Origin of the sequence: Shewanella eurypsychrophilus, assembly GCF_007004545.3 — a bacterium.
Classification (GTDB): domain Bacteria; phylum Pseudomonadota; class Gammaproteobacteria; order Enterobacterales; family Shewanellaceae; genus Shewanella; species Shewanella eurypsychrophilus.
Genome location: NZ_CP045503.2, coordinates 2762413 through 2783388 on the forward strand (window position 1 = coordinate 2762413; position 20976 = coordinate 2783388).

General features: G+C 42.5%; 21 protein-coding genes and 8 tRNA genes. 12 read left to right on the forward strand and 17 right to left on the reverse strand.

Annotation, left to right across the window (positions count from 1 at the left end):
- Window positions 1-89: 89 nt before the first annotated feature.
- The gene (locus FM038_RS11625; RefSeq protein ID WP_195873263.1) at window positions 90-881 is read left to right on the forward strand and encodes an outer membrane protein OmpK; all 792 of its coding nucleotides are present in this window, start codon (window positions 90-92) and stop codon (window positions 879-881) included.
- 712 nt (window positions 882-1593) lie between these two features.
- Here FM038_RS11625 and FM038_RS11630 read toward each other — a convergent pair.
- From FM038_RS11630 to FM038_RS11670, 9 genes are all read right to left on the reverse strand, one after another.
- Window positions 1594-1670, reverse strand: a tRNA-Val gene (locus FM038_RS11630).
- Between the two features lie 19 nt (window positions 1671-1689).
- Window positions 1690-1766: transfer RNA gene (locus FM038_RS11635), tRNA-Met, on the reverse strand.
- A gap of 196 nt (window positions 1767-1962) precedes the next feature.
- Window positions 1963-2039: transfer RNA gene (locus FM038_RS11640), tRNA-Val, on the reverse strand.
- Between the two features lie 18 nt (window positions 2040-2057).
- Window positions 2058-2134 (reverse strand) — tRNA-Met (locus FM038_RS11645).
- A 204-nt stretch (window positions 2135-2338) separates the two neighbouring features.
- Window positions 2339-2415: transfer RNA gene (locus FM038_RS11650), tRNA-Val, on the reverse strand.
- 2 nt (window positions 2416-2417) lie between these two features.
- Window positions 2418-2494: transfer RNA gene (locus tag FM038_RS11655), tRNA-Met, on the reverse strand.
- Between the two features lie 44 nt (window positions 2495-2538).
- Window positions 2539-2615 (reverse strand) — tRNA-Met (locus tag FM038_RS11660).
- A 45-nt stretch (window positions 2616-2660) separates the two neighbouring features.
- Window positions 2661-2737, reverse strand: a tRNA-Met gene (locus tag FM038_RS11665).
- 313 nt (window positions 2738-3050) lie between these two features.
- Window positions 3051-4427 carry an MATE family efflux transporter gene (locus tag FM038_RS11670; RefSeq protein ID WP_195873264.1) on the reverse strand — a complete coding sequence of 459 codons (1377 nt, stop codon included), beginning with the start codon at window positions 4425-4427 and terminating at the stop codon, window positions 3051-3053.
- A gap of 32 nt (window positions 4428-4459) precedes the next feature.
- On the opposite strand from FM038_RS11670, the gene FM038_RS11675 reads away from it, so the two are divergent.
- Window positions 4460-5071 carry a riboflavin synthase subunit alpha gene (locus FM038_RS11675; protein WP_142870889.1) on the forward strand — a complete coding sequence of 204 codons (612 nt, stop codon included), beginning with the start codon at window positions 4460-4462 and terminating at the stop codon, window positions 5069-5071.
- A gap of 67 nt (window positions 5072-5138) precedes the next feature.
- Here FM038_RS11675 and FM038_RS11680 read toward each other — a convergent pair whose 3' ends face one another.
- Both FM038_RS11680 and FM038_RS11685 read right to left on the reverse strand, forming a co-directional pair.
- Window positions 5139-5339, reverse strand: coding sequence for a CPXCG motif-containing cysteine-rich protein (locus tag FM038_RS11680; protein WP_142870890.1), 201 nt, complete (start codon window positions 5337-5339; stop codon window positions 5139-5141).
- 115 nt (window positions 5340-5454) lie between these two features.
- A complete protein-coding gene (locus FM038_RS11685; RefSeq protein WP_142870891.1) occupies window positions 5455-6186 on the reverse strand; it encodes a pteridine reductase in 732 nt (243 codons plus the stop codon).
- Window positions 6187-6639: 453 nt separating this feature from the next.
- On the opposite strand from FM038_RS11685, the gene thrS reads away from it, so the two are divergent.
- The 4 genes from thrS (at window position 6640) to rplT (ending at window position 9772) form a co-directional block, all read left to right on the forward strand.
- On the forward strand, window positions 6640-8568 hold the full coding sequence (gene thrS, locus FM038_RS11690) for a threonine--tRNA ligase (RefSeq protein WP_142870892.1): 1929 nt from the start codon (window positions 6640-6642) through the stop codon (window positions 8566-8568).
- Between the two features lie 3 nt (window positions 8569-8571).
- Window positions 8572-9114 carry a translation initiation factor IF-3 gene (gene infC, locus FM038_RS11695; RefSeq protein WP_142870893.1) on the forward strand — a complete coding sequence of 181 codons (543 nt, stop codon included), beginning with the start codon at window positions 8572-8574 and terminating at the stop codon, window positions 9112-9114.
- Window positions 9115-9199: 85 nt separating this feature from the next.
- Window positions 9200-9394 carry a 50S ribosomal protein L35 gene (rpmI, locus tag FM038_RS11700; protein ID WP_142870894.1) on the forward strand — a complete coding sequence of 65 codons (195 nt, stop codon included), beginning with the start codon at window positions 9200-9202 and terminating at the stop codon, window positions 9392-9394.
- A gap of 18 nt (window positions 9395-9412) precedes the next feature.
- Window positions 9413-9772 (forward strand): 50S ribosomal protein L20, encoded by a 360-nt coding sequence (gene rplT / locus FM038_RS11705; protein ID WP_142870895.1) that lies wholly within the window; start codon window positions 9413-9415, stop codon window positions 9770-9772.
- Window positions 9773-9917: 145 nt separating this feature from the next.
- On the opposite strand, the gene trxB is transcribed toward rplT, so the two are convergent.
- Window positions 9918-10868, reverse strand: coding sequence for a thioredoxin-disulfide reductase (gene trxB / locus FM038_RS11710; protein WP_142870896.1), 951 nt, complete (start codon window positions 10866-10868; stop codon window positions 9918-9920).
- Between the two features lie 137 nt (window positions 10869-11005).
- The gene (gene ald / locus FM038_RS11715; RefSeq protein ID WP_142874876.1) at window positions 11006-12121 is read right to left on the reverse strand and encodes an alanine dehydrogenase; all 1116 of its coding nucleotides are present in this window, start codon (window positions 12119-12121) and stop codon (window positions 11006-11008) included.
- A 180-nt stretch (window positions 12122-12301) separates the two neighbouring features.
- Here ald and lrp point away from each other — a divergent pair, with 180 nt between their 5' ends.
- The 6 genes from lrp to serS all read left to right on the forward strand — a co-directional run bounded on the left by lrp (window position 12302) and on the right by serS (window position 19250).
- Window positions 12302-12808 (forward strand): leucine-responsive transcriptional regulator Lrp, encoded by a 507-nt coding sequence (lrp, locus tag FM038_RS11720; RefSeq protein WP_142874877.1) that lies wholly within the window; start codon window positions 12302-12304, stop codon window positions 12806-12808.
- A gap of 181 nt (window positions 12809-12989) precedes the next feature.
- Window positions 12990-15524: a DNA translocase FtsK gene (locus tag FM038_RS11725; RefSeq protein WP_195873265.1), complete on the forward strand. Its 2535-nt coding sequence runs from the start codon at window positions 12990-12992 to the stop codon at window positions 15522-15524.
- 80 nt (window positions 15525-15604) lie between these two features.
- The gene (lolA, locus tag FM038_RS11730; RefSeq protein ID WP_142874878.1) at window positions 15605-16231 is read left to right on the forward strand and encodes an outer membrane lipoprotein periplasmic chaperone LolA; all 627 of its coding nucleotides are present in this window, start codon (window positions 15605-15607) and stop codon (window positions 16229-16231) included.
- 15 nt (window positions 16232-16246) lie between these two features.
- The gene (locus FM038_RS11735) at window positions 16247-17578 is read left to right on the forward strand and encodes a replication-associated recombination protein A (protein WP_142874879.1); all 1332 of its coding nucleotides are present in this window, start codon (window positions 16247-16249) and stop codon (window positions 17576-17578) included.
- The gene (gene crcB, locus FM038_RS11740; protein ID WP_142874880.1) at window positions 17571-17945 is read left to right on the forward strand and encodes a fluoride efflux transporter CrcB; all 375 of its coding nucleotides are present in this window, start codon (window positions 17571-17573) and stop codon (window positions 17943-17945) included. Before FM038_RS11735 ends, crcB begins: the two co-directional genes overlap by 8 nt.
- 18 nt (window positions 17946-17963) lie before the next feature.
- Complete coding sequence (gene serS, locus FM038_RS11745; RefSeq protein ID WP_142874881.1) at window positions 17964-19250, forward strand: serine--tRNA ligase; 1287 nt, start codon at window positions 17964-17966, stop codon at window positions 19248-19250.
- A 352-nt stretch (window positions 19251-19602) separates the two neighbouring features.
- On the opposite strand, the gene FM038_RS11750 is transcribed toward serS, so the two are convergent.
- Genes FM038_RS11750 through tusD form a run of 4 tightly spaced genes read right to left on the reverse strand, consistent with a single transcriptional unit; the run spans window position 19603 to window position 20961 of the window.
- Window positions 19603-19941 carry a TusE/DsrC/DsvC family sulfur relay protein gene (locus tag FM038_RS11750; protein ID WP_142874882.1) on the reverse strand — a complete coding sequence of 113 codons (339 nt, stop codon included), beginning with the start codon at window positions 19939-19941 and terminating at the stop codon, window positions 19603-19605.
- A complete protein-coding gene (tusB, locus tag FM038_RS11755; protein ID WP_142874883.1) occupies window positions 19935-20216 on the reverse strand; it encodes a sulfurtransferase complex subunit TusB in 282 nt (93 codons plus the stop codon). Before tusB ends, FM038_RS11750 begins: the two co-directional genes overlap by 7 nt.
- Entirely contained in the window at window positions 20216-20572 is a 357-nt protein-coding gene (tusC, locus tag FM038_RS11760) for a sulfurtransferase complex subunit TusC (RefSeq protein ID WP_142874884.1), read from the reverse strand. The genes tusB and tusC overlap by 1 nt, the downstream gene beginning before the upstream one ends.
- On the reverse strand, window positions 20572-20961 hold the full coding sequence (gene tusD, locus FM038_RS11765; RefSeq protein ID WP_142874885.1) for a sulfurtransferase complex subunit TusD: 390 nt from the start codon (window positions 20959-20961) through the stop codon (window positions 20572-20574). Before tusD ends, tusC begins: the two co-directional genes overlap by 1 nt.
- Window positions 20962-20976: the final 15 nt, after the last annotated feature.

Below are 20976 nucleotides of genomic sequence, written 5' to 3' on the forward strand. Positions count from 1 at the left end.
TACACTCAAGAAACTACTCTAGATACCTCTATGGAACACGGGGATGTTTAGAGTGATATTTAATAAAAATATAATATTAGGTGAGAAATATGAACAACAAATGGATAATAGCCGCACTACTCGTAAGCCCTGCTGCATTTGCAGGTGGTGATAGCTTGATTCACTGGTCAGATTTTAGTGTAACAGGTCTTTATGGACAAAATTATCTTGAACCTGGTGAGCACTTTGGTGGTTACGAAGGCCAAGCAGATCAGACCACAATGACACTTGAGACCGCTGGAGGTTGGAAGAACGGTGATTGGTTCGCATTCCAAGATTTTCTTTACTATAACGATGGCAGCAGTGATGATAATTTTGCTAACTATGGCGAGTACGGTACACGCTTTAGTGCGAGTAAAATGTTTGACTCCAAGGTAGGTTTTGGTCCTTTAACTGATGTGTCGCTAGCCCTTCAGTTTGAGCAAGGTAGCGCAGCAGCAAGTACTTTCTTAGTGGGTATTGGTTCTGACTGGACTATTCCAGGCTTTAGCTACTTTAATCTGAATGTTTACCATCGCTCAGAAGTTGTTGCAGGTGCAGGTCCTAAAGGCGCAAGTGACGGTTGGCAGTTAACGCCTGTATGGAGAGTTGATTTTGGTGACACTGGTATTGTATTTGATGGCTATATAGATTGGATCTTCTCAGTTGATGATGAGATGCTAGATATATATGGTGGTAGAGTACATGCAGATAACATGGTCCACTTCAATCCACAACTTAAGTATCAATTTGCTGATTCAGGCTTCCTAGTGGGGATTGAGTACGATTATTGGAAAAATAAGTATGGTATTGACGGAATGGATCAAAACACTGGTTCTGTCATTGTTAAGTACCACTTCTAGACTTTAACCAATTCTAGAACCATCACTATCAAGCGAGCTGAAAGGCTCGCTTTTTATTTACCTGAAAAACGGAAAATAAAAAGAAACAGCTTCGCTGGAGCTAGATTACTCTTATGTCTATGAAGAGGCGGTAGTGCTCTATTCAACTGACTTGATGATAGTAAAGAGTAGGTAACGCTATTCTCTTCATATCGATTTGCTTTGTACTACTGAATTACAGGCATAAAAAAACCAGCTTTCGCTGGTTACTTCTCAATGAGTTATCTCAATTGAAAATTGGTTGCGGGAGCTGGATTACTCTTTATAAGGGCAGGGCAACGACCTTCGCCTAGCTTTTATAAAAGTTGAGCCCGACGAGCTACCATACTGCTCCATCCCGCGACTGAATTATAACTTTATAGATGTTTGATTCTTCTATAAAAGAATTGGTACAACTGAGTGGATTACTCTTACGAGGCAAAGAGTCCGACCCCAACCCCAACCCCAACCATGTCAAGGTAGTGCTCTAACCAACTGAGCTTAAGCTAAGTAGATGTTTAAATTCTTCTATAAAAGAATTGTTCGTGGGAGCTATATTATTCTTTTATAAGGGCAGGATAACGGTCTTCGCCAGTTTTTATAAAACATTGAGTTTGAATAAAAACACAAAAATTAGATATAAAAAAACCAGCTTTCGCTGGTTACTTCTCAATGAGTTATCTCAACTGAGAATTGGTACAACTGAGTGGATTCGAACCACCGACCCCTACCATGTCAAGGTAGTGCTCTAACCAACTGAGCTACAGTTGTATCGTGTTGCTGTCAAAATTGGTTGCGGGAGCTGGATTTGAACCAACGACCTTCGGGTTATGAGCCCGACGAGCTACCATACTGCTCCATCCCGCGTCCGTATTGAACGCATTAGTTGTTTGAATTCTACTAATAAAGAATTGGTTGCGGAAGCTGGATTACTCTTTATAAGGGCAGGGCAACGACCTTCGCCTAGCATTTATAAACAGTTGAGTCCGAGTAGCTTTTATACTGCTCCATCCCGCGTCCGTTTTACTTCTTAATAGATGTTTAGCTTCTTCTATAAAAGAATTGGTACAACTGAGTGGATTCGAACCACCGACCCCTACCATGTCAAGGTAGTGCTCTAACCAACTGAGCTACAGTTGTATCGTGTTGCTTTCAAATTGGTTGCGGGAGCTGGATTTGAACCAACGACCTTCGGGTTATGAGCCCGACGAGCTACCATACTGCTCCATCCCGCGTCCGATAAACGCATTAGTTGTTTTAATTCTACTAATAAAGAATTGGTTGCGGAAGCCAGATTACTTTTTATAAGGGCAGGGCAACGACCTTCGCCTAGCATTTATAAACAGTTGAGTCCGAGTAGCTTTTATACTGCTCCATCCCGCGTCCGTACTTTCTACAAGAGAACGCATTAAGTTATTTTGATTCGACTTAAAAAGAATTGGTACAACTGAGTGGATTCGAACCACCGACCCCTACCATGTCAAGGTAGTGCTCTAACCAACTGAGCTACAGTTGTATTGGTTGCGGGAGCTGGATTTGAACCAACGACCTTCGGGTTATGAGCCCGACGAGCTACCATACTGCTCCATCCCGCGTCCGATAAACGCTATAGTTGTTTTAATTCTACTAATTAAAGAATTGGTTGCGGGAGCTGGATTTGAACCAACGACCTTCGGGTTATGAGCCCGACGAGCTACCATACTGCTCCATCCCGCGTCCGTATTGAACGCATCAGTTGTTTGAATTCTACTAATAAAGAATTGGTTGCGGGAGCTGGATTTGAACCAACGACCTTCGGGTTATGAGCCCGACGAGCTACCATACTGCTCCATCCCGCGTCCGTATTGAACACATCAGTTGTTTTAATTCTACTAATAAAGAATTTGTTGCTGAAATAACAATTGAGTCAGAGTAGCTTTTATACTGCTCCATCCCGTATCTGTACTCTTTGCAACATCTTGTTCATTCGGCTAACGCCTTGGAACGAGCGCTATAGTAAGGGGGATAGTGCTTTGGTTGCAAGTAAAAAAATGGTTTTATTGTTTAAGCGGTGATTTGGTGTGCAACTCGCTCTTTTCTAGTACGAAAACTAGCTAAGAGGCGTAATTTCCTCCTAGCTAAATTGAAATGAGTGGGTCTAATATTTCAAGATTAGTGGCTTGTTTGGTCTTCTAATGCCGCCTTGCTAAAGCCTGACTTCTGAATGTATCTCAGTCTAAAGGCAAACAATACTGCTGCACTTGTTAAGCCTGCAATAAGTCCTATCCAGAATCCTTGTGCTCCCATCGCTGGAACAACCAGGTCGGTTCTTGCAAGTATATAGCCTATAACCATGCCTATACCCCAATAAGAGACGAGGGTGATATAGAATGCACTTCTAGTATCTTTATAGCCACGTAAAGCCCCCGCTGCGACGACCTGTACTGAATCAGATAACTGATAAAGTGCAGCAAAGAACATTAATGTACCCGCTAAAGAAACCACTTCAGGGTTATTATTATATAAGTGGGCTATTTCAGATCTAAAAAATACAGTAATAATTGCAGTAAACATAGCGAGTGCAAATGAGAGCATTAAGCCTACTTTGGTCACTAAGGCTGAGATTTCTCTTTTATCTTGCCCTAAGTAATAGCCAACACGTATTGATACGGCGATACCTATAGACAGTGGCAGCATAAATACGATGGATGAAAAGTTCAGTGCGATTTGATGTCCTGCCACGATATTTGCGCCAAGGGGGGCAAGTAATAGTGCGATAACAGCAAATAGACTCACCTCGAAGAACAGAGCCATAGCAATCGGGAAACCATGTTTAGTCATATCCCATATAGTATGCCAATGAGGCTTGTGGAAAGATTTAAATGGCGCGAGCTCTTTAAATCTTTTATGCAATTGCATATAGATGACCATAGCGATTAACATCGCCCAAAAAACCAGTGCGGTTGCAATGCCACAACCAGCACCGCCCATCGGCTCTATACCAAAGTGTCCATAGATAAAGATATAGTTGGCAGGTATGTTAACGGCTAGACCTACGAAGCCTATGACCATGGTTGGTAAGGTATAAGAGATCCCTTCGCTGCAACCTCTAAGTACTTGGTATAGTACGAAAGCGGGCACTCCCCAGGCAAAACCATCAAGGTAGCCAATACTTAATCTTGCTAATTCAGGTTCTAAATCCATCATTAAAAAGATCTTTTCAGCAAAACTGAGAAACACAATCACACCTATGCTGCCAATTATGGCAATATAAGCAGCTTGAAAGGCGAGTGGTTGTATGGCTTTTTGATTATTTGCACCATGGTGATGGGCAAAAACAGGGGTGAATGCGAGTAGTAACCCCTGAACAAAAAGCAATGCAGGTAACCACAAGCTAGTTCCTATAGCCACGGCAGCCATATCAACGGCACTGACTCTTCCAGCCATGACGGTATCGATAAAACCCATCATGGTTTGCGTTACTTGAGCGATCAATACAGGAAGTGCGAGTTGTATTAAACGTTTGGCCTGAAAGCCGAATTGATTCATGAAAACTGCCTTAAATACTAACGAGAGAGAAAATGTTTACAGGTATAGTTCAAGCCACGTGCGAAGTGGTTGCGATAAATAAGAAAGAAGGCTTAAATACGCTAGAGGTCGCTATGGAGCCGGATTTACGTGAAGGGCTCATAACAGGCGCAAGTGTTGCTAACAACGGAGTCTGTTTAACGGTTACACGAATTGCTGATGATAGGGTGTTTTTCGATGTAATGGAAGAGACCTTGAGCGTGACCAACCTCTCAGAATTACAAGTTGGCTTGCAAGTGAATATAGAGCGTTCTTTAACATTTGGAAGTGAGATTGGTGGCCACATACTTTCTGGCCATGTTCATACTCAAGCTAAGGTCTCTGAAATCAGCAATACAGATGAACACTTTAACATTAAACTAGACGTCGATAAAAAGTGGATGAATTACATTCTTTATAAAGGTTTTGTTGGTGTTAATGGCTGCAGTTTAACAGTGGGGGAGACAACAGAAGGGTCTTTCATGCTCCATCTGATCCCTGAAACATTGAAACTGACTAACTTAGATGCTGTGGCTGTGGGTGAGCGATTAAATATTGAGATAGACAGTCAAACACAAGCCATTGTTGACACTGTGGAGCGTGTACTCGCCCAAAGAGGTTTGTAACTCAGTTCAGTTAGCGCATAACTTGAACTTAAAGGTGGCGCAGTGACTAAAGTAGCTAATAAAGTCGTTAATATATTTGCTCGTCACCTGAGTCGATAAACAATTCTATTGTATGCCTAGCTTCATCTAAATGTAACCGCATGTGGATTGGGTTACAGCAGATCCTGCAATCATCATAATAATCTTGATCACCACTGGTGCCATCCACATCAATATGTTGATGGTGCCCACAATGGGGACAACTAATGGTCTGGGTTGCAAACTTCATAAAAACTCCTCGGTTTCTTCCAAGAAACATTAAGCTAAACGTTTCATCAACTCGCGCAGTTTCCTCTTGTGAGCGAGTGTAGAGAAAATCGTTACTGATCATATTCCGTCTATTTTTAAGCCCCCAAATAACCGGTTACTGTACGGCCGCCATCTACTGCGATAATTTGCCCTGATATATAGTGGCTATCTACCAAAAATTGCACTGTGTCCGCGATGTCTGAAGGTGCGCCGCATCGAGCTAATGGGATCTGTTTAATTATAGAATCTTGTGCGCCATTTTTACTATTTTCTGGCCATATTATTGCACCAGGAGCAACACCATTAACTCTTATCTCTGGGCCTAGCTCTTGTGCTAGAGAAAGCGTAGCCATCTGTAAAGCTGCTTTTGAGATAGAATACAAACCATGGTCTTTTAACGGCTTTGTCCCGTGTATATCGAGCAAGTTGATAATAGTGCCTTGATGTTTAGACAGTGATGTTGCAAGTTGTTGAGCAAGTAGGTAAGGGGCGAGTAGATTTATACTCAGAAGCCGCTGACAGTCATTGAAGTTCGCTGCTTCTAATGGCATGGGATAGAAGGCCGAAGCATTATTCACAAGTACAGCCAATGGGTAGTCTGCAGCTCGTTGTGCTAATTGCATAATGCCGAGTTCATTAGATAGCTCTGCTTGAACAATAACACTAGAGTTTTCTCTTAATCGATTAAACTCATTACATAAGGATTGAGCTTCACTGTGTGAATTTGAATAATGGATCAACACCTTGTAGCCGTTTGAATGTAACTTCCTTGCTATTACCCGTCCTATACGCTTAGCGCCCCCAGTTACCAATGCCCAACTTTCCATTTTTTATATTCTCCCAAACAATACATTCAAACTGTGAGTACACATTTATTCAAGGATTGAATTATCAGTGTTTATACAAAAAAGTAAATCAAAAGACACTTTTATATCTGCTGCAGCCGTTTGTCATAGCCCTCCTATGACGAATAATCATCTAGCAGTGAACTAGCCTTTATCATGCTCACTAATTGATACCATTTAATTAAATTCGAGGAATTAAACTAAGATGACTTTAAAATTTTAAATTCATGACATTAACACATCAATTACTGTCCAAATTAACACTAAAATGGCCATGACGATGCTTGCACTCGACATATAAAATCTCGTAGAATTGTCCGCTTGTGCCTTTGGTGAATAAGACTCTTGTAATGGCTTACCCCATAGGCGCTCTTAACTTTTAATTTAATTAGCAAGTGGCCCTACGTGGGGGTCACCACTGCATAAGGATTTTTCATGCCTGTTATTACACTTCCTGATGGAAGCAAACGTGAGTTTGCTAACCCGGTTTCTACTTTAGATGTTGCTGCCGATATTGGACCTGGTCTTGCTAAGGCTTGTATCGCTGGCCGTGTTAATGGTGAGCTTAAAGATGCTTGCGATATTATTGACACCGATTCAGAGTTGTCGATCATCACAGCAAAAGATGAAGCGGGCGTAGAAATACTTCGTCACTCATGTGCTCATCTACTCGGCCATGCATTCAAGCAATTATGGCCTGAAGCAAAGATGGCTATTGGCCCAGTTATCGATAATGGTTTCTACTATGATATCGACCTTGACCACAAGCTGACCCAGGAAGATATTGATGCGCTGCAAAAGCGTATGACTCAACTTGCTAAGACAGGTTATAAAGTCGAAAAGCGAGTCGGAAGCTGGCAAGTAGCCCGTGATACATTTGAAGCTCGCGGCGAAACATACAAGATGGAAGTCTTGGATGAAAACATCAGTAAAGATGACGAGCCTGCGTTATATCATCATGAAGAGTATGTTGATATGTGCCGCGGCCCTCATGTACCGAACATGAAGTTCTGTCAGAATTTTAAACTGATGAGTGTGGCTGGAGCATATTGGCGTGGCAACTCAGACAATAAGATGTTGCAACGTGTCTATGGCACTGCTTGGGCAGACAAAAAAGCACTGAAAGTACACCTTAATCGTCTAGAAGAAGCGGCTAAACGTGATCATCGTAAGATTGGTAAGCAGCTAGACCTTTATCATATGCAAGAAGAAGCGCCAGGTATGGTGTTTTGGCATAATGATGGCTGGAGCATATTCCTTGAACTTGAAAGGTTCATTCGTCAGAAGCTAGGTCAGTACACATACCAAGAAGTTAAAGGTCCTCTGATGATGGACCGTGTACTTTGGGAACGTTCTGGTCACTGGGATAAGTACTCAGAAGCCATGTTCACGACTAACTCAGAAAATCGTGAATATGCAATTAAACCGATGAACTGCCCTGGTCACGTACAAATTTTCAATCAGGGTCTTAAATCCTATCGTGATCTACCATTACGTATGGCCGAATTTGGTTGTTGTCACCGTAACGAGCCATCAGGTTCGCTACATGGCTTAATGCGTGTTCGTGGTTTCACCCAAGATGATGCACACGTATTTTGTACCGAAGATCAAGTTCAGCAGGAAGTGAGTGCTTGTATCAAGATGGTTTACGATACTTATGAAACTTTCGGTTTTAAAGATATCGTGGTTAAGCTATCGACTCGTCCAGAAAAACGTATCGGTGATGATGATATGTGGGATAGAGCTGAAGAGGCGCTAAAACAAGCGCTTGCTGCGAATGAGATTGAATTTGAAATCTTACCTGGTGAAGGTGCATTCTACGGTCCTAAGATTGAGTTTACACTTCATGACTGTCTAAATCGTGCATGGCAGTGTGGTACGGTTCAGCTTGATTACGCTTTGCCGGGTCGTCTTGGTGCAACTTATGTTGCCGAAGATAACAGTCGTCAAACGCCAGTAATGATCCATCGTGCAATTTTAGGTTCATTAGAGCGTTTTATCGGTATTCTTATCGAGGAATATGCAGGCAAATTCCCAGCTTGGTTAGCTCCACAACAAGCCGTTGTCATGAATATTACTGACAAACAGTCAGATTATGTCGATGAAGTGGTCAATTTATTAAAAGAAAGTGGAATTCGTGCCTCTAAAGACTTGAGGAATGAGAAAATAGGCTTTAAAATACGTGAGCATACCTTAAGGCGTGTACCTTATTTATTGGTCGTAGGCGATCAAGAAATGGAAAATAAGGAAGTTGCGGTGCGAACCAGAGATGGTGTTGACTTAGGCAAAATGCGAATCGAAGATTTCGCCGCCAAGCTCAACAAACAAATTTCGCTCCGTAGTCTCAATTTGTTGGAGGATTAGGTCATAAAGATCAAAAAAGCAGCAGGGCGCCAGGCGGCCCCGAATAGAATAAACGAACTCATCACAGGCGTTCAGCAAGTACGTTTGAACGGTCTAGAAGGTGAGCCACTTGGATTACTCTCAATGAGAGAGGCACAGGAACTCGCTGACGAAGCAGGTGTAGATCTTGTTGAAATTAGTCCTAACGCTGAGCCGCCGGTTTGCCGTATAATGGACTACGGAAAGTTCCTTTTCGATAAAGCGAAAGCTCAAAAGGAACAAAAAAAGAAGCAGAAAATCGTGCAGGTGAAGGAAATTAAATTCCGTCCCGGTACTGATGAAAACGATTACCAGGTAAAACTACGCAACCTGACTCGTTTTCTAACTGACGGTGACAAAGCGAAAGTAACGCTGCGTTTTCGTGGTCGTGAGATGGCTCACCAAAGTCTTGGTATGAAACTTTTGAATCGTATCAAAGATGATTTGGCTGAGATAGCAGTAGTTGAGTCTTTCCCGAAAATGGAAGGGCGTCAAGCTGTGATGGTACTCGCGCCGAAAAAGAAATAGTAAGGCCAACCTAAAAGTAGCAGAGGTCTGTTAAGGTCTCTGTTCGCCTTGCGTTTTATTAATGTCCCAATGCGGAGTTTTAGCAATGCCTAAAATGAAAACAGACAAGGGTGTAGCGAAGCGCTTTAAAAAAACTGCTAATGGTTTTAAGCGTAAGCAAGCCCATTTACGTCATATTTTGACAAAGAAGAGCACTAAGCGTAAACGTCACTTACGTGCAAAATGTCAAGTATCTAAATCTGACCTGCCTGCAATTGCACGTCAACTACCATACGCTTAATTAAAGGAGCAATGAACAATGCCTAGAGTTAAGCGTGGTGTAACCGCTCGTGCTCGTCACAAGAAAGTACTAAAACTAGCCAAAGGTTATTACGGAGCTCGCTCACGTACTTACCGTGTTGCTAAGCAAGCAGTAACTAAAGCTGGTCAATATGCTTACCGTGATCGTCGTCAGAAGAAACGTCAATTCCGTCAACTTTGGATTGCACGTATCAATGCGGCCGCTCGTCAAAATGGTCTGTCATACAGCCGTTTCATTAATGGTTTGAAGAAAGCCTCTATTGAAATCGATCGTAAGATCTTGGCTGATATTGCTGTTTTTGACAAAGTTGTATTTACAACTTTAGTTGAGAAAGCAAAAGAAGCATTAGCTAAGTAATTAGTTAGTACATCTATTAAAAAAGGACCTTCGGGTCCTTTTTTTGTACCTGAAATTTGGATACTTGATGATGGATGTATCAAATGACAGGCAAAAAAATAGTAGGCGTTTGCCTACTATTCTAATGTTTTATAGTTATTGATGGCTACTTTGAATCTAAGTAACGCTCGGCATCTAATGCTGCCATACAACCGGTGCCGGCTGATGTGATAGCTTGACGATAGTGCTGATCCATAACATCACCTGCTGCGAAGACACCTTCAATGCTTGCTTGGGTTGCGTTACCGTTAAGTCCACTCTGAACTTTGATGTAACCGTTATTCATCTCTAGCTGGCCTTCAAACATACCAGTATTTGGGCTATGACCGATTGCAACGAATACACCCATAAGTTCTAGCTCTTTAATAGCACCATCTTTTGTGCTCTTCATTTTGAGCCCTGTCACGCCCATTTCATCGCCAACAACCTCATCGAGAGTGTTGTCTAAATGAAGAATGATATTGCCGTTTTCAACCTTATCCATAAGACGCTTGGTTAAGATCTTTTCGCTACGAAATGTGTCTCTGCGGTGAATTAAGTGAACTTCTGAGGCGATATTGCTTAAGTAAAGTGCTTCTTCAACAGCAGTATTACCGCCACCTATGACTGCAACCTTTTGGTTACGGTAGAAGAAACCATCACAAGTCGCACATGCTGATACGCCTTTACCTTTAAAGGCTTCTTCTGAGTCGAGGCCTAAGTACATGGCTGAAGCGCCAGTTGAGATGATCAGTGCATCACAAGTAAATTCGCCATTGTCACCCGATAACTTGAACGGACGGACACTTAGATCAACTGAATGAATATGATCGAAAAGTATCTCAGTATCAAATTTCTCTGCATGTTTCTGCATACGCTCCATCAATGCTGGACCGGTAAGGTCATCCGCATCACCTGGCCAATTTTCTACTTCTGTGGTGGTAGTAAGCTGCCCACCTTGCTGTAAACCTGTTATTAAAACTGGTTTTAAGTTTGCGCGAGCGGCATATACTGCAGCTGTGTAACCTGCTGGTCCTGAACCTAAAATCAATAATTCACAGTGTCTAACTTGACTCATTCTTTTCTCCGTGCGGTTTAGCAAATTGCTGCGATTTTATGGGATTTCCTAGACGGGGTAAAGGCAATCTTTCAGATTGTCCTAATCGAAAAAAGGGAGCCTAGGCTCCCTTTGGTCATCACTACTAATATCAATAATTAGTTAAGAAGAATTTTTGGATCAACAAACTCTAAGTTCAAGGCTTCAGCGACTTCTTTACATGTGATCTTTCCGTGCATGACGTTTAGACCGTTAAGAAGATGCTTATCTTGTAATAAAGCGGCTCTGTAACCAAGATCGGCAAGCTTGATGATGTACGGTAATGTGGCGTTGTTAAGCGCAAATGTGGAAGTTCGAGCTACTGCACCTGGCATGTTAGCCACACAGTAATGCACAACTTCATCAACAATATAAGTTGGATCCTGATGAGTTGTGGCATGTGAAGTTTCAATACAACCACCTTGATCGATAGCAACATCGACAATGGCTGAGCCTGGCTTCATTTTAGCGATATGCTCTTTAGTGACCAGTTTAGGTGCTGCAGCACCTGGAACCAGTACGCCACCAATGACAAGATCAGCTTCAAGTACGTGCTTCTCAATGGCATCGGCTGTTGAATAGATAGCCTTTACCTTGTTATCGAACTGAGCATTTAAACGACGTAGGGCGTCGATGCTACGGTCCAAGATAACGACGTCAGCGCCAAGACCAACAGCCATTTGTGCAGCGTTAGTCCCTACCATGCCGCCACCAATAATGACGACTTTAGCTGGTTCTACACCTGGAACGCCGCCAAGTAGCATACCGCGGCCACCCATTGACTTTTCAAGTGCCATTGCACCCGCTTGGATTGACATTCGACCTGCTACTTCTGACATAGGTGCTAGAAGAGGCAGGGCACCACGGTCATCGGTCACAGTTTCATAAGCGATACAAACTGATCCACTTTTGATTAAATCTTCAGTTTGTGGCAAATCTGGAGCCAAGTGAAGGTAGGTAAATAACAGTTGATCTTCACGTAACATAGCACGTTCAACTGCCTGTGGCTCTTTTACCTTAACGATCATTTCAGCCTTTGCGAATACCTCAGCTGCAGTGGCTAATATAGATGCCCCAACATCTATATAGTCTTGATCTGTAAAACCAATTCCGTTACCAGCATTCGTTTCAATGAACACTTCATGACCTTTAATTGTCAATTCACGAACACTTGAAGGAACCATTCCAATACGATACTCGTGGTTTTTGATTTCTTTAGGTACACCAATTATCATCTTCGAGCCTCAATATGCATAAAAACCCATGTTATATGGGTTTAATTGTTATTTTGTCGTGTCCTGAACGTGATTGTTTCAGGGAAATCTAGTATAGTAGTTCTTCAGTAGTATATGCTGCTGAACTTTTGACATACGTAGTGAAATATATTGTTTTAGTGATAAAGCAAGGTTGAAAATATGCTTAATAATAAAAAGAGTCCTATAAAAGACTTAGATCGTATAGATCGAAACATACTTAATGAGTTACAAACAGATGGGCGCATTTCTAATGTAGAACTGTCTAAACGAGTAGGTCTAAGTCCCACTCCTTGTCTCGAGAGAGTTAAACGACTCGAGAAGCAAGGGTATATCAATGGATATACCGCATTAGTAAATCCCCATTTCTTGGGGGCATCTTTACTTGTGTTTGTGGAGATAACGCTGAATCGTGATAGTTCAGAGGTATTTGATAAGTTTAATCGTGCGGTTCAGTTATTAGATGACATTCAAGAATGTCATCTCGTTTCAGGAGATTTCGACTATTTGTTGAAAACCCGCGTGTCAGATATGTCCGCTTATCGTCGCTTGTTAGGTGAGACTTTACTGAGATTGCCATCGGTTTCCGACACTCGTACCTATGTAGTGATGGAAGAAGTTAAGCAAACTAATAAAGTAGCAATCAACGTTACTGCTGAATCAGTTTAAACTGCAGCAGTATCAAACTAAAAAGGAGCCAACTATGGCTCCTTTTTCATTTCGCACAGAAATCGTCCACTAGGATTAATTATCATAAAGATATTGGCTAAAACAGGCTAAAACGCTGCAAACACTTGGCATATTTGATATCTTAGCCATACCTGTCTTCATCTTTTTTGTGGGTTTTCATTTGGCTAAGGGAAATAGTGTTAAAACACTCAGCGGAGTACAACGTCTTTTAGAGGGGAGTCTCATTTTATGTTGTATGCTGGCAACGTATATCCTTCTTTCACTCAGTAGTTTCGACTCTTCTGATCCAGGTTGGAGTCAATCTAATTTCGAAGGTGATATCCAAAACGTCACAGGTGCCGTAGGTGCCTGGTTAGCCGATGTGTTGTTCTATTTCTTTGGATATACCGCTTATATTATCCCCGTTATTGTCGCGTTAACCGGTTGGCTATTATTTAAACGCACGCACAAATTATTAGAAATTGATTACTTTTCAGTAGGACTCAGATTGATTGGCTTCCTGCTTATTGTGTTTTGCCTTGCGGCGCTTGGTAGTATGAATGTCAATGATATTTATGAATTCTCTGCCGGAGGTGTGTCGGGGGATGTTATCCGTGATGCAATGTTGCCTTATTTCAATCAGCTGGGTACGACTTTACTATTAATGTGTTTTGTTGGTGCTGGTTTCACCTTATTGACCGGTATTAGCTGGCTTACTGTTATCGATTTAACTGGCTCATGTGTGATCTGGTTGTTTAATTTTATCCGTAAGCTTCCTGAAAAGTTACAAGGTCGTACTAGGGAAACAGAGGATACCCAAGGCTTTATGTCTGTTTTTGATAAATTCAAAGAAAGACGTGAACGTCGAAATGAAATTGAAGCGAGTAATGAACTCGAACAGTTTGATGAAGCAACAGATGAGCAAAGTGTTTATTCCGTTAATAGTGAGCGTGTCGAGCCTCAAATTGCTGCACAAACTGACAGCGATGATACGAATATACGTTTTAGAACAGAAGATTCACAACCAGAACGTATTGTCTCTCAAGGTAATGATGAAACAAGTATAGATTTTGACATTAAATCCTCAACAGGGGCAGTGACTCAAAGCGAGCGTGAGACGCTAACTAAGACTAAACCTGCCGTTCAGGAGTCAGCTAAAATTGTTGATGGGATTGTGGTTTTACCCGGTCAAAATGTGGACCAGCCCAAACAGCCAATCACGCCACTGCCATGTATTACCTTATTGGACGTCCCTAACAGAAAGAAAAACCCAATCAGTCGGGAGGAGCTCGATCAGGTAGGTGCCTTAGTTGAATCTAAGCTGGCAGATTTTAATATTGTCGCTAAAGTCATGGGGATATTTCCAGGTCCTGTGGTGACTCGGTTTGAGTTAGATTTAGCACCAGGTGTTAAAGCATCCAAGATAACCAATTTATCTAAGGATTTAGCTCGCTCCTTGTTAGCTGAAAGTGTCCGTGTTGTAGAGGTTATTCCAGGTAAGGCTTATGTGGGAATAGAATTGCCTAATAAGTTCCGTGAAACTGTGTTTATGCGTGACGTGCTAGACAGTAAAGCATTTGAAGATAACGCTTCCCACTTGAGTATGGTGCTTGGGCAAGATATCGCCGGCGATCCCGTTGTCGTCGATTTAGGTAAAATGCCCCATCTACTTGTCGCAGGTACGACAGGGTCAGGTAAATCAGTGGGGGTCAACGTTATGATCACCAGCCTGCTTTATAAGTCTGGTCCTGATGATGTTCGCTTTATCATGATAGATCCAAAAATGTTGGAGCTATCTGTGTATGAAGGTATTCCACACCTATTGTGTGAAGTGGTCACCGATATGAAAGAGGCGGCTAATGCACTACGTTGGTGTGTTGGTGAGATGGAGCGCCGTTATAAACTGATGTCTGCACTCGGTGTTCGTAACTTGAAAGGCTATAACGCTAAGATTAAAGAGGCTAAAGCGTCTGGTTCGCCCATTGTCGATCCTTTATGGAAGTCATCTGACAGTATGGAGCCAGAAGCCCCTGAACTGGAAAAGTTGCCTTCGATTGTGGTTATCGTCGATGAATTTGCCGATATGATGATGATCGTTGGCAAGAAAGTCGAAGAGCTGATTGCACGTATTGCGCAAAAAGCGCGAGCTGCGGGTATTCATTTGATTTTGGCGACTCAAAGACCATCAGTAGATGTCATAACCGGACTGATTAAAGCCAATATTCCCACACGTATGGCGTTCCAGGTATCTAGCCGAATAGATTCCCGTACCATTTTGGATCAGCAAGGCGCTGAAACCTTACTCGGGATGGGTGACATGCTCTATCTGCCCCCAGGAACCAGTGTGCCCATTCGTGTTCATGGTGCGTTTATTGATGATCATGAGGTCCATGCCGTCGTTGCTGATTGGCATCGCCGCGGCAAACCTCAGTATATTGAAGACATTTTACAGGGATCGGCAGAAGGCGAACAAGTATTGCTTCCAGGTGAAGCCAGTGAGTCCGATGATGATACCGATGTACTTTATGATGAAGCTGTGGCCTTTGTGACTGAAACACGCCGAGGTTCAATTTCAAGTGTGCAACGTAAATTCAAAATTGGCTATAACCGAGCGGCACGTATTATCGAACAGATGGAATCTCAGGGAGTGGTTAGCTCTCAAGGTCATAATGGTAATCGTGAGGTGCTTGCGCCGCCTCCACCGAAAACATATTAATAAGCCTGTAGCCTAGAGTGTTAATTTTATCGATTAAACCACTGGCTCAGGGATAAAGCATTTTGTATAAAGGAATAACTATGAAAAAGTGTCTGACCTTAATGACCATGGCTTTGCCATTTATGTTGTCGAGCATCGCCATAGCCGATGAGTCATCAGCATTAAAAGAAAAGCTGATTGAAGTTGCGACATTAAAGGCTAATTTTAGCCAGGTTGTCACAGATATAAATGGCAAAGAGATCCAAAATGGCAAAGGGGTGTTCGCCCTAGCTTACCCTAACAAGTTCTATTGGCACCTCACTGAGCCAGATGAGTCACTCATCGTTGCTGATGGCACTGACGTATGGATTTACAATCCGTTCGCTGAGCAAGTGTCAGTGATGGATCTCAACCAAGCTATTACAGCGTCACCTATAGCACTACTCGTGCATCGTGATGAAGCGACCTGGTCACAATATTCAGTGACATATAAAGATACTTGTTTTGACATAAAGCCTAAAAGTATTGATGCGGGTGTCGAATCTGTACAAGTTTGCTTTGATGATAAGACATTAACCAAGATGGTACTTCAAGATCAGCAGGGCAATGTGAGCAGTTTTCAGTTATCGCAGCAAGAGCCAATTGCTGCACAAGAGATGTCTTTATTTAAATTTACCCTTCCTGAAGATGTTGATATAGATGATCAACGTTTAAACGCTGCTAATTAAATGAGTAAAAGATAAGTGTCTAGTTTCAGCTTTGATTTCGCCCCGGACTTTAGGCCTTTGGCTGCGCGTATGCGTCCACAAGAGCTGTCACAATATATCGGTCAGTCTCATTTATTGGCAGAGGGAAAGCCACTTCGTAAAGCACTCGAAGCAGGCCGCGCTCATTCAATGATGTTGTGGGGACCACCTGGTACGGGGAAAACCACACTAGCGGAACTTGTTGCTCACTATTCTAATGCCCATGTAGAACGCATTTCTGCCGTGACCTCAGGTGTTAAAGAGATCAGAACCGCTATTGAGCATGCCAAGAATGTGGCAGAGTCCCGTGGTCAACGTACCTTGCTTTTTGTCGATGAGGTCCACAGGTTTAATAAAAGCCAGCAAGATGCATTCTTACCTTTTATTGAAGATGGTACGGTAATTTTTATCGGAGCGACGACTGAAAACCCTTCATTTGAAATCAATAATGCTTTGTTATCACGAGCGCGTGTCTATCTGATTAAGAGACTGACCAATGAAGAGATCGTAGACATTGTTAGGCAGGCATTGAACGATGACGAGCGTGGCCTTGGTAAAAGGCAGTTTAACATCCCAGATCCAGTGGCCAAAAAGCTGGCCAATGTATGTGATGGTGATGCACGTAAAGCCCTTAACTTAATTGAATTGATGAGTGACATGATTGCCGATGGCGAGTCATTCACCGAACAGATGATCATCGAAGTTGCCGGTCAACAGCTTGCGGGGTTCGATAAGAATGGCGATCAGTTTTACGATCTCATATCCGCGGTACACAAATCGATTAGAGGCTCGGCTCCCGATGCTGCTCTGTATTGGTTTTGTCGTATGTTGGAGGGTGGCTGTGATCCCCTGTATATTGCTCGTAGATTGCTAGCCATAGCATCTGAAGATATTGGCAATGCCGATCCCGTAGCCATGACTGTCGCAATCAATGCTTGGGAATGCTTTCACCGAGTTGGTCCCTCTGAGGGAGAGCGAGCTATCGCACAGGCCATAATCTATCTCGCCAGTGCGCCTAAGAGTAATGCTGTTTATACGGCATTTAAAGCGGCTAGACAATTAGCCCGTGAAACGGGTCAAGAGCCAGTACCTGAACATTTAAGAAACGCACCTACTCAGTTAATGCAAGATCTCGGTTATGGGGAAGGGTATCGATATGCCCACGATGAACCCAATTCCTACGCGAGTGGGGAATGTTATTTCCCAGAAGGTCTTGCCAATAGCCGCTTTTATTACCCAACAGAGCACGGATTTGAAAAAAGAATTAAAGCAAAGTTAGAGCAGCTTTCTCAGCTTGACAAGGACAGTGAGATCAAACGGTATGAATAATATTCTATTTGTGGCCTTAGGAGGATCAATTGGTGCAGTTTTTCGCTATATGATCTCAATATTGATGGTTCAGCTATTTGGCTCGGCTTTTCCTTTTGGTACACTATTAGTCAATATCCTTGGCTCTTTTATGATGGGCATCATTTATGCCTTAGGTCAGGTCAGTGAAGTCAGTCCTGAAATTAAAGCTTTGGTCGGTGTAGGGCTATTAGGAGCACTCACCACATTTTCTACTTTTTCCAACGAAACTTTGTTATTGATCCAAAGTGGTGCTTGGTTAAAGGCTTTTTTTAATATCGCTCTGAACCTTTGCCTGTGTATTTTCATGGTCTACTTGGGACAGCAGTTGGTTTTTTCTCGCATTTAACTATTAAGAATATAAAACATGTTAGATCCAAAATTTTTGCGTAACGAATTAGAAGTAACGGCCGAGCGTCTTGCTACCCGCGGTTTTATTCTGGATGTTGAACGTCTCAGTAAATTAGAGGAAAAGCGTAAGTCACTGCAGGTGGCTACCGAAGAGCTACAAGCCTCCCGTAATGCGATTTCGAAATCTATCGGCCAAGCTAAAGCCAAAGGTGAAGATGTTGCACCTATCATGGCACAAGTGGGTGACTTGGGCGCAGAGTTAGATGCTAAGAAAGCCGAGCTTGCCGAGTTACTCTCTGAGCTAAATGCTATCGCTATGAGCGTACCTAATGTACCTGATGAGTCTGCACCCATTGGCGCAGATGAAAGCGAAAATGTTGAAGTTCGTCGTTGGGGTACACCAAGAGAATTTGATTTTGAAGTGAAAGATCACGTCGCATTAGGTGAAGCTCTAGGTGGGTTAGATTTTAAAACAGCAGTTAAAATTAGCGGCACACGCTTCATTATTATGCAAGGGCAGATTGCTCGCATGCATCGTGCGCTCGCACAGTTCATGTTAGATCTTCATACCGAGCAACATGGTTACACTGAGACTTATGTGCCATTACTGGTGAATGAAGAAAGCTTGATGGGAACGGGTCAGCTACCGAAATTTGGTGAAGACTTATTCCACACTAAACCAGCAACTGAAGAAGGACAAGGCCTGAGCCTTATTCCTACTGCAGAAGTGCCTTTGACCAATATAGCCCGTGATTCCATTATTGATGAAGATGATTTACCCGTTAAATTGACCGCTCATACGCCTTGTTTCAGAAGCGAAGCAGGTTCATACGGTCGTGATACTCGCGGTCTAATTCGCCAACATCAATTTGATAAAGTTGAATTAGTACAGCTGGTTAAGCCAGAAGACTCTATGGCTGCACTGGACGCGCTAACCGGACACGCTGAAACTGTTTTACAAAAACTAGTCCTACCATACCGTACTGTGATCTTATGTACTGGCGACATGGGTTTTGGTGCGAGTAAGACATTTGATATCGAGGTTTGGTTACCTGCACAGGATACATTCAGAGAGATCTCGTCTTGTAGCAATATGCAAGATTTTCAGGCTCGTCGTATGCAAGCGCGTTACAAGGCCAAATCAGCCAAGAAACCAGCATTATTGCATACATTAAATGGCTCAGGTTTAGCGGTGGGTCGTACGTTAGTGGCTGTACTTGAAAACTATCAGAATGAAGATGGAAGCATCACAGTACCGGACGTATTACGTCCATACATGAATGGACTTGAAAAAATCGGCTAAGCCTATTGTTATGAGACCCATGGTATTGTTAGTTTGAATAATAGGTGGGTTTCATTTCAAGTATTTTGTCCTCGGTGGCGTTACTGTTCTAGTAGGGACTGTTAAGATAAAGTGTGGCCAAACTAGAAGACTAGAATAATAAAAATCTGGATATTAATACCATGGACAGTGGTTGGCGCTATTTTCAATGGCTTACCTATTTAGTGATCATCTGTGTATTTGGCGGAATTATGTTTGCTACATTTGGCGAAGCCGCAATAATTATTTTAAAAAATATTGTTTAATAAAAAGCCTCTAACGTTATGGTTAGAGGCTTTTTTTATGACCGATCACATCTTTATACTGATGGGTATTACAAACACTTTGCCGGTTTTGGCAGGCCTGCAATCTTAGTGGCTTGTTTCGCAGGCCCCATAGGAAAAAGTGTATAAAGGTATTTTGAGTTGCCTTTGTCGGCCCCGAGCTTCTGGCCAACAGCTTTTACTAGTATGCGAATAGCGGGACTGGTCTTAAATTCTAGATAGAAATCGCGCACGAAAAGTATCACTTCCCAGTGTGCTTCTGTTAACTCAATCTCTTCTTTATTGGCGATGATCTTAGCAATACCTTCATTCCAATCACCGACTTGTTTCAAGTAACCTTGATGATCGGTTGCTATTTGTTTGTCTTGATATGTTATCTGGTTTACCAAGTGATCACCTTTTTATGTATTAGGGTTTGTTCTACAAATTGATTATGTTCGATCTGTGTATAAGCAGCTAGGAGCTTCTCTAGACCGCGGGCTTGCACGTCAGTTTTAAGCAGAAAAACAGTCTTATCATTTAACCGGCTCTTCCATTTTTGTATAAGGAGAGCGTTAACGCCATTACCGGAAAACATAAAGCTATCTTCTACAGCCGCATACTTGAGTGCACAATCTAAGGCTCTGTCTTGACCGGGTGAGGTTTGAATATGATGTAAAATCATTAGAAAACGAGTACCTCATCGGCTAGCTGAATATGATCTGAAATTGTCTGAGTGTCTGCGATAGTGAGAGCGATAGTTAATTCTGCTTCTGATAGTCCGAACTGTGCAAGTGAATCAGAGCAAACGAGTACCGTATCAATATCGTAGAGTGACAATGCGCCAAATGTTGCAATGTAATCTTTGGCACCGGCCTGTTCAGGCTTTTGCTTAGGAAGCAGATTTAATACCCCTTCATCCATAAAGATTAAACTGACTTCTTGCTCGAAGCTTGCACTTAATAGCGCAAGATCTAGCGCTTCTCGACCCTGGGCTGTCCCATGAGGGGCGCGGCGAAAAATAATGGTTATTTTTTTCATTAAAAACTTACCACTCGATCGGCTTTCTCTATTCCTGTCACTAATTCACCTAGGCCACCCATAATGAAAGGAGCTTGCATGTTCCAGTGGCTGAGCTGGCTTTCGTTTGCTTCTGTTTCTGAAATGATCCCGCGCCTTAGCGCTGCCGATACACAGTTGACTAACTGGAGATCATACTCAGTCGCTAGCGAGCGCCATGCTTGTGTAATGTCATATTCGTCAGATGCGGGGCTATTAAATGTATTAGTGTTATAGACACCATCTTGATAAAAAAAGATCCGTATGATCTCATGACCCATCTCGAGAGCGGATTTTGCGAAGAGGTAGGCATTATAACTGGCGGAACTTGCGTACGCTGCACCGTTAACCTGAATGATAAATTTGCTCATGACAAAAAAAATGGC

Excerpts from the sequence above, each read along its gene's own strand:
- FM038_RS11670 (WP_195873264.1), bottom strand. The coding sequence starts at position 4,427 with ATGAATCAATTCGGCTTTCAGGCCAAACGTTTAATACAACTCGCACTT.
- lrp (WP_142874877.1), top strand. The coding sequence starts at position 12,302 with ATGCTTAATAATAAAAAGAGTCCTATAAAAGACTTAGATCGTATAGAT.
- rplT (WP_142870895.1), top strand. The coding sequence starts at position 9,413 with ATGCCTAGAGTTAAGCGTGGTGTAACCGCTCGTGCTCGTCACAAGAAA.
- tusC (WP_142874884.1), bottom strand. The coding sequence starts at position 20,572 with ATGAAAAAAATAACCATTATTTTTCGCCGCGCCCCTCATGGGACAGCC.
- rpmI (WP_142870894.1), top strand. The coding sequence starts at position 9,200 with ATGCCTAAAATGAAAACAGACAAGGGTGTAGCGAAGCGCTTTAAAAAA.
- thrS (WP_142870892.1), top strand. The coding sequence starts at position 6,640 with ATGCCTGTTATTACACTTCCTGATGGAAGCAAACGTGAGTTTGCTAAC.
- tusB (WP_142874883.1), bottom strand. The coding sequence starts at position 20,216 with ATGATTTTACATCATATTCAAACCTCACCCGGTCAAGACAGAGCCTTA.
- tusD (WP_142874885.1), bottom strand. The coding sequence starts at position 20,961 with ATGAGCAAATTTATCATTCAGGTTAACGGTGCAGCGTACGCAAGTTCC.
- FM038_RS11680 (WP_142870890.1), bottom strand. The coding sequence starts at position 5,339 with ATGAAGTTTGCAACCCAGACCATTAGTTGTCCCCATTGTGGGCACCAT.
- FM038_RS11685 (WP_142870891.1), bottom strand. The coding sequence starts at position 6,186 with ATGGAAAGTTGGGCATTGGTAACTGGGGGCGCTAAGCGTATAGGACGG.
- ald (WP_142874876.1), bottom strand. The coding sequence starts at position 12,121 with ATGATAATTGGTGTACCTAAAGAAATCAAAAACCACGAGTATCGTATT.
- FM038_RS11675 (WP_142870889.1), top strand. The coding sequence starts at position 4,460 with ATGTTTACAGGTATAGTTCAAGCCACGTGCGAAGTGGTTGCGATAAAT.
- FM038_RS11625 (WP_195873263.1), top strand. The coding sequence starts at position 90 with ATGAACAACAAATGGATAATAGCCGCACTACTCGTAAGCCCTGCTGCA.
- lolA (WP_142874878.1), top strand. The coding sequence starts at position 15,605 with ATGAAAAAGTGTCTGACCTTAATGACCATGGCTTTGCCATTTATGTTG.
- serS (WP_142874881.1), top strand. The coding sequence starts at position 17,964 with ATGTTAGATCCAAAATTTTTGCGTAACGAATTAGAAGTAACGGCCGAG.
- trxB (WP_142870896.1), bottom strand. The coding sequence starts at position 10,868 with ATGAGTCAAGTTAGACACTGTGAATTATTGATTTTAGGTTCAGGACCA.
- crcB (WP_142874880.1), top strand. The coding sequence starts at position 17,571 with ATGAATAATATTCTATTTGTGGCCTTAGGAGGATCAATTGGTGCAGTT.